General features: G+C 66.1%; 1 protein-coding gene. It reads left to right on the plus strand.

Annotated features, from left to right (window positions below; all coding sequences use genetic code 11):
* The coding region (locus tag ACPUER_RS37040; RefSeq protein ID WP_425133613.1) for a hypothetical protein at positions 1–604 on the plus strand (604 nt) is incomplete at both ends.

A 604-nucleotide genomic window follows, 5' to 3' on the forward strand; every position in this document is an offset into this window, starting at 1 on the left:
CGGCAGATCCGTACGGCGATCGGCAACTTCTATGCGACGCCGGAAGTGGCGCTGGTGACGGCGCTGATGGACAACGCTGGGCAGGAGGGTGCCAAACTTGGCTTGGTGGTGGGAGAGGAGCCGAGTGCCGAGCAGTTGGCCAAGCTTGAGCACGACATCGTGTGGTATGTGACGGCGCGGGTGGATGGCAAGGCGGTGCTGGTGCCCAACGTCTATCTGTCGCCGGCGACGCTTGCTGCGGTGCTGACGGGGCGTTCGCGCGAAGGCGTGGCGGCAATTGCCGCGAAGGGGAAGGTGAGTCTGGCGGCTGACGCAACGGGTGTGGCGAACGTGAACGGATTGATTCATGGCGGCACGGGCACCTCGGTGAAGTCCGAAGGGGCGGTGACGAACGTGACGTATGGCGGGGTGCACGGCGGCATCACGAGCAATCAGGCGGTTCAGGTGGAGGCCCGGGGTGATGTGACGAACCAGGGGGCGACGATCAGCGGGCGCGACGTCAGCGTCAAGACGCAGGGCAAGTTCAGCGATACGGCGAGCTTTGGCTACGACGGCAAGGGGCGCTCGGCGCTGACGAGCGGGCAGGTTCAGGCCGACGGTGAGG

It is taken from the genome of Burkholderia sp. DN3021 (assembly GCF_049805555.1).
GTDB lineage: Bacteria > Pseudomonadota > Gammaproteobacteria > Burkholderiales > Burkholderiaceae > Burkholderia > Burkholderia pyrrocinia_C.